The 8581-nt window shown below is 61.7% G+C and carries 7 protein-coding genes; 2 read left to right on the top strand and 5 right to left on the bottom strand.

Going from position 1 to position 8581, the window contains the following annotated elements:
• Positions 1 to 104 precede the first annotated feature (104 nt).
• Complete coding sequence (copD, locus tag B348_RS0117830) at positions 105 to 962, bottom strand: copper homeostasis membrane protein CopD (protein WP_017737432.1); 858 nt, start codon at positions 960 to 962, stop codon at positions 105 to 107.
• A gap of 3 nt (positions 963 to 965) precedes the next feature.
• Positions 966 to 1331, bottom strand: a complete 366-nt coding sequence (copC, locus tag B348_RS0117835) for a copper homeostasis periplasmic binding protein CopC (RefSeq protein WP_017737433.1) — start codon at positions 1329 to 1331, stop codon at positions 966 to 968.
• A gap of 116 nt (positions 1332 to 1447) precedes the next feature.
• Here copC and B348_RS0117840 point away from each other — a divergent pair, with 116 nt between their 5' ends.
• A complete protein-coding gene (locus B348_RS0117840; RefSeq protein WP_017737434.1) occupies positions 1448 to 2068 on the top strand; it encodes a TetR/AcrR family transcriptional regulator in 621 nt (206 codons plus the stop codon).
• 121 nt (positions 2069 to 2189) lie between these two features.
• On the opposite strand, the gene preA is transcribed toward B348_RS0117840, so the two are convergent.
• The 3 genes from preA to hydA form a co-directional block, all read right to left on the bottom strand.
• A complete protein-coding gene (preA, locus tag B348_RS0117845) occupies positions 2190 to 3464 on the bottom strand; it encodes an NAD-dependent dihydropyrimidine dehydrogenase subunit PreA (protein WP_017737435.1) in 1275 nt (424 codons plus the stop codon).
• Positions 3464 to 4831 (bottom strand): NAD(P)-dependent oxidoreductase, encoded by a 1368-nt coding sequence (locus B348_RS0117850; RefSeq protein ID WP_026136864.1) that lies wholly within the window; start codon positions 4829 to 4831, stop codon positions 3464 to 3466. The genes preA and B348_RS0117850 overlap by 1 nt, the downstream gene beginning before the upstream one ends.
• 171 nt (positions 4832 to 5002) lie before the next feature.
• Positions 5003 to 6442, bottom strand: coding sequence for a dihydropyrimidinase (gene hydA / locus B348_RS0117855; RefSeq protein WP_017737437.1), 1440 nt, complete (start codon positions 6440 to 6442; stop codon positions 5003 to 5005).
• 592 nt (positions 6443 to 7034) lie between these two features.
• Here hydA and B348_RS0117860 point away from each other — a divergent pair.
• A complete protein-coding gene (locus B348_RS0117860; protein ID WP_017737438.1) occupies positions 7035 to 8522 on the top strand; it encodes an NCS1 family nucleobase:cation symporter-1 in 1488 nt (495 codons plus the stop codon).
• Positions 8523 to 8581 lie beyond the last annotated feature (59 nt).

Consider the following 8581-nt stretch of genomic DNA (forward strand, 5'->3'; position numbering starts at 1 on the left):
CCTCGGTGCAACCGATGTACCGAGGTGCCTGCATCGCAGGCAAGCCAGCTCCCACAAAGGGCCGCTCCCACAACTGTGGAGTCCAATGTAAGAGTGGGGGATTTTCAGTTGGCCATGACCATCGGCGGCAAGGTCCCCAGCAGGGAGACGGCGGCGACCGCCGCAACCCCCAGCAGCCACTCCAGCAGCACGCTGGCCTTCAAGCTGGCGCGACGTTCGTCACAGCGTTCGATCCGCAAGCGGTTCAACAACGCCAGGGCCAGCATGCCCAGCACCAGCATCACCTTGACCAGCAGAATCAAGGCAAAGCCGCTGAACAAGGGCGTCGGCCACAGTTGCCCGGTCAGCACGCGCACGTTGATCAACCCGGTCACCAACAACCCCGCAACCAAACCATAGCCGACCCCGCTGAACCGCCGCAGGATCGGCTCCAGTGCATAGCCCTGGGGTTGGCGCAGGATCAACACCAGCACCAACAAGCCACCGAGCCACGCGCCGACGCACACCAGGTGCACCACCTGGTTGAGGATCAGCAAGCGCCCGCTGAGCCCATCGAGCATGGCACCGTGGCCCACGGGTGCCAGGGTCACCAGCAGCAGTGCGAGCAACGGCAGGCGCAATGCCGGCCAGGGCTTGGCTAGCGCAATCACCAGCAACAGGTTGCACAGCAGGTGCCAGCTCCACACCTGGCCAAAAAAGGTCTTGCCCAGCACCAGTTGCACGGTGGCCGGCTGCAGCGCCGCGTCCCAGCTGCCGGCCATGCTGGCGGTGATCAGCAGCAACCACGCCGCACCCGACAACAGGCCGACCCAGGCCAGTGCCCGGGTGATGCGCAGCAGGTGCCGGTCCAGCGTCGGGTGTGGCCCGGCGCCGAGTAGCAGGGGCTTGAACACGCAAGCTCCGAACATCAGCAATACGACGATGAAATGCACAAAGCGGCACAGCACCAGCAGGGTTGCCATGGGTTATTGGCCGACCTTGAAGCTGTATTCGCCATTGCTCTTGTGGGTGTCGACCGACACCGCGTTCCACACCACCTTGTAGTTACCCGCGGCCAGTGGCGCCGCTGGCGTGACGACCAGGGTTTTCTTGTCGGCGTCGGGGGTTTCCAGGCCCTTGATCGCGATTTCCGTGCCGTCCTTGCTCAGTGAGACTTTGGTGAAGGTGGCTTCCACGCCCTCGCTGAAGGTCAGGCGCAGGTCGGCCGGCGCGGCGACGGTGCTGTCGGCCGCGGGCGTGGTGCTTTTCAGGTGGGCGTGGGCAAAGGCTGCCGAAGCGCCGAGCAGCGAGGCGAGCAGGGCGACGGTGGTCAGGGTCTTTTTGATCAACATTGTGCAATACCAATCAATGGGGAGAAGGGGGCAGTGTACGAAGTTTCAGTATGGCCTGTCGCCGCGATCTAGAGCCGGTGGTAGTCTCTAACCCATGTTGTTGTCGGGGAGCCCTTATGGGCAATCACAAGAGTGGCATTCGTCGGGTCAACGTCGAAAAAATCCTGCTGGCGGCGGAGAAGGTCTTCGCCGAGAAGGGCTATGGCAGCACCGCCATGGCCGACATCGCCGAAGAAGTGCAACTGCCGCGTTCCAACCTGCATTACTACTTCACCACCAAGAGCGAACTGTACAGCGCGGTGCTGTTCGACCTGCTGGACCTGTGGAAGCAGGACGCCCTGAGTTTCGAAACCTTCGATGACCCGCGCGTGGTGCTCAGCAGCTACATCCGCGCCAAGATGCAGCGCTCGCGTACGCGGCCGTATGGCTCCAAGGTCTGGGCCAATGAAATCATCCACGGCGCGCCGACCCTCGGTGAGGCCTTGGATGCGAGCCTGTACGACTGGGCCAAGATGAAGGAGGCGAAGATTCGCCAGTGGGTGGAAGACAAACGCATCCTGCCGGTGGAGCCGTCGAGCCTGCTGTATATGATCTGGGCATCGACCCAGCACTATGCCGACTTTGATCACCAGGTGAAGATTTTGAATGATCACCAGCCGTTGTCGGACAGGCAGTTTGAGAAGGCGATCCAGACGGTCACGGGGGTGATTTTGCGGGGGATTGGGTTGGAGCCTTGAGCCTTGTGGTGACGCTGATGGCCTCATCGCAGGCAAGCCAGCTCCCACAGTGGACTGCATTCCTTCAGACGAAATGCGGTCACTGTGGGAGCTGGCTTGCCTGCGATAGCGATCTAAAAGCCTACACAGCCTCCCGATACGGATTGCGCGGATCCTGCGTCCAATTCAAAAACGGCTTGCCCGTATCCACCGCCACCATCTCGATACAGTCCGCCACCGGACAGGTGATCTGGCACAGGTTGCAGCCCACGCACTCCTCATCGATCACCTCGTAGTGGTGCGTGCCATCCGCCAGTTTCACGTTGGAGATGGCCTGGTGCGACGTATCCTCACAGGCAATATGGCAACGCCCACACCCAATGCACGCCGCCTGGTCGATCTTCGCGATCACCTGATAGTTGATGTCCAGGTACTTCCAGTCCGTGGTATTGCCCACCGCCCGCCCGGAGAATTCCTGCAAGCTCTTGTAGCCTTGGCTGTCCATCCAGCGCGACAGCCCGTCCTTCATCTCATCGACAATGCGAAACCCGTGCAGCATCGCCGCCGTGCACACCTGCACCGCGCCGCAGCCGAGGGCGATGAACTCCGCCGCATCGCGCCAGTTGCCAATGCCGCCGATGCCGCAGATCGGCAGGCCTTGGGTCTGCGGGTCGCGGGCGATTTCGGCGACCATGTTCAGCGCGATGGGCTTGACCGCCGAGCCGCAGTAACCGCCGTGGGTGCTCTGGGTGCCGACCATCGGCAGGGCGACCATGCGTTCCAGGTCGACGCTGGTGATGGAGTTGATGGTGTTGATCAGCGACACCGCATCCGCACCGCCGCGATACGCCGCCCGCGCGGCGACGCGGATGTCGGTGATGTTCGGCGTGAGCTTGACGATCACCGGCAGCGAGCAGTACGTCTTGCACCAGCGTGTCACCTGTTCCACATATTCCGGCACCTGGCCCACCGCCGCGCCCATGCCGCGTTCGGGCATGCCGTGGGGGCAGCCGAAGTTCAGCTCGATGCCGTCGCAGCCGGTGGCTTCCACCAGCGGCAGGATGTTTTTCCAGGACTCTTCCACGCACGGCACCATCAGCGAGACGATCAGCGCGCGGTCGGGCCAGTCCTTTTTCACCTGGGTGATTTCCCGCAGGTTGATCTCCAGGGAGCGGTCGGTGATCAACTCGATATTGTTGATGCCCAGCACTTCACGGTTAGCGCCGTAGTGCGCCGAGTAGCGCGAGGACACGTTGACCGCCGCCGGGTCTTCGCCGAGGGTTTTCCAGACCACGCCGCCCCAGCCGGCTTCGAAGGCGCGGACCACGTTGTAGGCCTTGTCGGTGGGCGGCGCGGAGGCCAGCCAGAACGGATTGGGGGCTTTGATACCGGCAAATACAATCGAGAGATCGGCCATTACGCAGCCTCCACAGTCAGCATGAGTTGGGCGTGCATGGCCTCGGCGGCCAGCTTGCCGTGTTGCACCGCCTGCACGGTGAGGTCCTGGCCGAGGCTGACGCAATCGCCACCGGCGTACACCCCGGGAATGCTGGTGCGCAGGTGCTCATCGACGAAAATCCGTTCGCCGACGCGGTGCAGTTGCTGGGCCAGCGGGTCGTGCAACGCGTCGCTGTCAAAGCCCTGGCCGATGGCCTTGAAGATCGCATCGGCGGCCAGTTCGAAGGTCTCGCCGGTGGGGTGCAGGCGGCCGTTTTCCATGCGTGTGCGCAGGAAGCGCATACCGCGTACGTTGCCCTGATCATCCAGCAGGATTTCTTCGGGTTGGGCCCAGGTCAGCAGGCGGACCTGGTTGGCCTTGGCGATGTCCTGTTCATGTCGGGTGGCGCCCATGTCCGCCACGCCACGGCGGTACACGAGGTTGACATCGCGGGCGCCGAGGCGGGCCATCTGCACGGCCATGTCGATCGCGGTGTTGCCGGCGCCGAGCACGATGCAGCGGTCGGCCAGGGGCAGTTGGGTGAGGTCGTCGGTTTGGCGCAATTCGCGGATGTAGTCGGTGGCGGCGAGCAGGCCGGGGGCGTCTTCATGGGGCAGGCCGAGCTGTTTGCTCGCGGCCAGGCCGAGGCCAAGGAACACCGCGTCGAATTGCTGGTGCAGTTCGCTGAGGGTGAGGTTATCGCCCAGGCGCTGGCCGTGGCGGATCTCGATGCCGCCGATCTGCAGGAGGAAATCCAGTTCCTTCTGCGCGAAATCATCCACCAGCTTGTACTTGGCGATCCCGTATTCATTCAGGCCGCCGGCTTTTTCCCGCGCTTCGAAGATCACCACATCATGGCCGTGCAGGGCGCTGCGATGGGCGCAGGCCAGACCGGCCGGCCCGGCGCCGACCACGGCGATGCGTTTGCCGGTGGCGGCGGCGCGGTGGAACGGGTGTTCGCTGAAGTGCGCGTTGTCCACGGCATACCGTTGCAGCAGGCCGATCAGCACCGGCGCGCATTCTTCCGCCTTGTTGCGCACACAGGCTTGCTGGCAAAGGATTTCGGTAGGGCAGACGCGGGCGCAGCTGCCGCCGAGGATGTTGGCCGAGAGGATTTTCTGCGCGGCGCCTTGCACGTTGTCGGTGTGGATATTGCGGATGAAGGACGGGATGTCGATCTCGCTGGGGCAGGCGTTGACGCACGGCGCGTCGTAGCAATACAGGCAGCGGGAAGCCTCCAGTTGCGCCTGGCGGGCGTTGAGGGGCGGTGCCAGGTCGGTGAAGTGGCTGGCGAGGGTCGGTCCATCCTCAAGGGGATGGGGGAGGTGGGTCAGGGTCTGGATCACGGTGGTGGCCTCACGGTTATTGAGGTGCTGCCTCTGATGGGCATTGGTTTTTGTGTTGCCTGTACTGGCCTCATCGCAGGCAAGCCAGCTCCCACATTTGAAAGTGTTCACACATTTCTATTTGTGAATGCAGTTCAAATGTGGGAGCGGGCTTGCCCGCGATTGGCGGTCTCAGCGTTTCACAGCCGTGGGCCTGGAATGCTCAGCCCGCTTGCTCAACTGCTCAAACACCGGCGGATACGCCGGCCGCTGCACATAGCGCCCGGCACCGCGTTCGGCGCGCAGGTCGCCATCGGCCCAGACCAGCTTGCCCTGGCTCACGGTGTGGCTTGGCACACCGCGTACGGTCTTGCCTTCGAAGATATTGAAGTCGACATTCTGATGGTGGGTCTTGGCGGAAATCGTCCGTGTACCCTCGGGATCCCACAGCACCAGGTCGGCATCGGCGCCCACGCGGATCGCGCCTTTGCGTGGGTAAAGGTTGAAGATCTTCGCGGTGTTGGTGGAGGTCAGCGCGACGAATTCCTGCATCGACAAGCGCCCGGTGTTGACGCCTTCGTCCCACAGCAGCGCCATGCGGTCTTCGATGCCGGCGGTGCCGTTGGGGATCTTGCTGAAGTCGTCACGGCCGGCGGCTTTTTGCTCGGCGCAGAAGCAGCAGTGATCGGTGGCGGTGGTGTGCAGGTTGCCCGATTGCAGGCCGTGCCACAGCGCCTCTTGATGCCCGCGTGGGCGGAACGGCGGGCTCATCACGTAGCCGGCGGCGGTCTGCCAGTCGGGGTGGCGGTAGACGCTGTCGTCCAGCAGCAGGTGGCCGGCGAGGACTTCGCCATACACCGGCTGGCCTTTGCTGCGGGCGTAGGTGATTTCGTCCAGTGCTTCCTGGGTCGAGACGTGCACCAGGTACAGCGGGGTGCCGATGGTCTCGGCGATGCGAATCGCCCGGCTCGCCGCTTCGCCTTCCACCTGGGATGGCCGTGACAGCGGGTGCGCTTCGGGGCCGGTGATGCCCTGGGCCATCAGCTTGCGTTGCAGGTGGTACACCAGCTCGCCGTTTTCCGCGTGCACGGTGGGCACCGCACCCAGTTCCAGGCAGCGCTCGAAGCTGGCGACCAGGGTGTCATCGGCCGCCATGATCGCGTTCTTGTAGGCCATGAAGTGTTTGAAGCTGTTGATACCGTGGTGGCTGACCAACTCGGCCATCTCCTCGCGCACCTGCTCGCTCCACCAGGTGATCGCGACGTGGAAGCCATAGTCGGCAGCAGACTTTTCTGCCCAGCCGCGCCACTGGTGAAAGGCTTCGAGCAAGGACTGCTGCGGGTTGGGAATCACGAAGTCGATGATCGACGTGGTACCGCCCGCCAGACCCGCCGCCGTACCACTGAAAAAGTCTTCACTGGCCACGGTGCCCATGAAGGGCAGTTGCATATGGGTGTGGGGGTCGATGCCGCCCGGCATCAGGTATTGGCCGCTGCCGTCGAGTATTTCAGTGCCGGCGGGAATCTCCAGGTCCGTGCCAATGGCGCGGATTAGACCGCCTGCGCATAAAACATCGGCGCGGTAACTTTCATCATGGGTAATAACGGTGGCGCCACGGATCAACAGCGACATGTCGAGTTCCTCACAGGCTTGACCGGCTTGTGCCAGTTCTAAGTGTTGTAATGCTGCTTGCCGATAGGTGGGTTAATTCCTGTCAGCGGTGACAGGAATAGAAACTAGCCCGAGTTTTTCGATTGGGCAAGAAGATTTTTTATAAGCTTATATTGTTATTAACGTATTGATTTATAACGATTAAAAATAAAAATCACCAAAATGAAGCGGGCGTTCACTGTTTTGACGCACTTGACAGGTTCTTAAATTGAGCAACATTTCTTATTGCAAATCAGACGCTTGAGATATGCCGCTTGACGGCGCTGGGAAATAAAAATAATTGTGTTGCACCAGATTGAGTCCTGACAGTTCGGGCAACTTCCGCCGGGTTTAGCCTGAGCCCTGTGAGCAGTACCGTAGGTTCAATCGGAAAGCTGATTAACATCAGCCAGTTATATAAGCGGTTCGGGTGTGGTGACAGTTGTCGGCACGATTATTGAGTGCAGTGGCGGCTGGCCGGACCCGTGATGTCATGTTGTTTACGAGGTACTCCGGCCATCCAGCGCCAAGCGTTGGATGAGCAACAATAATTCGAAAAAACCGTGGAGCGGCCATGCAACAGAACAGATCGCAAGTCATAGAACGCAACGGCCTGTACGAACTCGACGCCGGCCCCGACGTCCTCGACAGCCCCCGCTACAACCACGATATGGCACCGACCAAGGTGCATGAACGAACCTGGAACAAGTGGCACATCACCGCGCTGTGGGTCGGCATGTCGATCTGCGTGCCCACCTACACGTTGGGCGGGGTGCTCACCGCGTACTTCGGCTTGTCGGTGGGCGAGGCGCTGATGGCGATCTTGCTGGCCAATATCGTGGTGTTGATCCCGCTGACCCTCAACGCGTTTCCCGGGACCAAGTACGGCATTCCGTTTCCGGTGCTGTTGCGTTCGTCGTTCGGCATTCTCGGCTCCAACGTGCCGTGTCTGATTCGCGCGCTGGTGGCGTGCGGCTGGTTTGGTATCCAGACGATGTTTGGCGGGCTGGCGATTCACTTGTTTCTGGGCTCGATTTTCGAGGGCTGGAAGTCCCTCGGCGGCACCGGTGAAGTGATCGGCTTCATGATTTTCTGGTGCCTGAATTTGTGGGTGGTGCTGCGTGGCGCCGAGTCGATCAAGCGCCTGGAAACCCTGTCGGCGCCGCTGCTGGTGGCGGTGGGGATTGGCCTGCTGGTGTGGGCGATGCCCAATGTGTCCATCAGCGAGTTGATGGCGATCCCGCCGAAGCGCCCGGAAGGCGCGAGCCTGACCGGTTACTTCATGGCTGGCCTGACTGCGATGGTGGGGTTCTGGGCCACCTTGTCGCTGAATATTCCTGATTTCAGCCGTTACGCGAAAAGCCAGAAGGACCAGATCCTCGGGCAGATCTTCGGCCTGCCGCTGACCATGTTCCTGTTCGCGGCGCTGGGCGTGATCATGACGGCCGCGTCGGTGAAACTGGTGGGGGTCAGTGTGTCCGACCCGGTGACCTTGATCGGGCATATCCAGAGCCCGGTGTGGGTTGCGATTGCGATGCTGTTGATCATCATCGCCACCTTGTCCACCAACACGGCGGCGAACATTGTCTCGCCGACCAACGACTTCCAGAACATCGCGCCGAAGCTGATCAACCGCACCACGGCGGTGATCCTCACCGGGTTGGTGGGGCTGGCGCTGATGGGGCATGAGCTGCTGAAAAAGCTTGGCCTGATCGTTTCGGATGTGAGCCTGGAGACCGTCTATTCCAATTGGCTGCTTGGCTACTCAAGCCTGCTGGGGCCGATTGCCGGGATCATGGTGGTGGACTATTTCATCACCCGCAAACAACAACTGGACCTGGCCGGGCTGTACCGCGATGACGTGTACCCAGCGTGGAACTGGAGCGGGTTTATCGCCTTTGGCGTGCCGGTGGTGTTGACGCTGCTGTCGTTGGGCAGTGATGCGTTCAGCTGGTTCTACAGCTATGGCTGGTTTACCGGTTCGGCGTTGGGTGGGGTGTTGTATTACGCCCTGAATGCCAAGCGCGCGGCCGCAGCGGTCGCCGCCAAATCCCCGTTGTAAACACGGTCAATGTGGGAGCTGGCTTGCCTGCGATGGCATCACCTCGGTACATCAGTTGC

The sequence above is a fragment of the Pseudomonas sp. CBZ-4 genome, from assembly GCF_000346755.1.
Taxonomy (GTDB): Bacteria; Pseudomonadota; Gammaproteobacteria; order Pseudomonadales; family Pseudomonadaceae; genus Aquipseudomonas.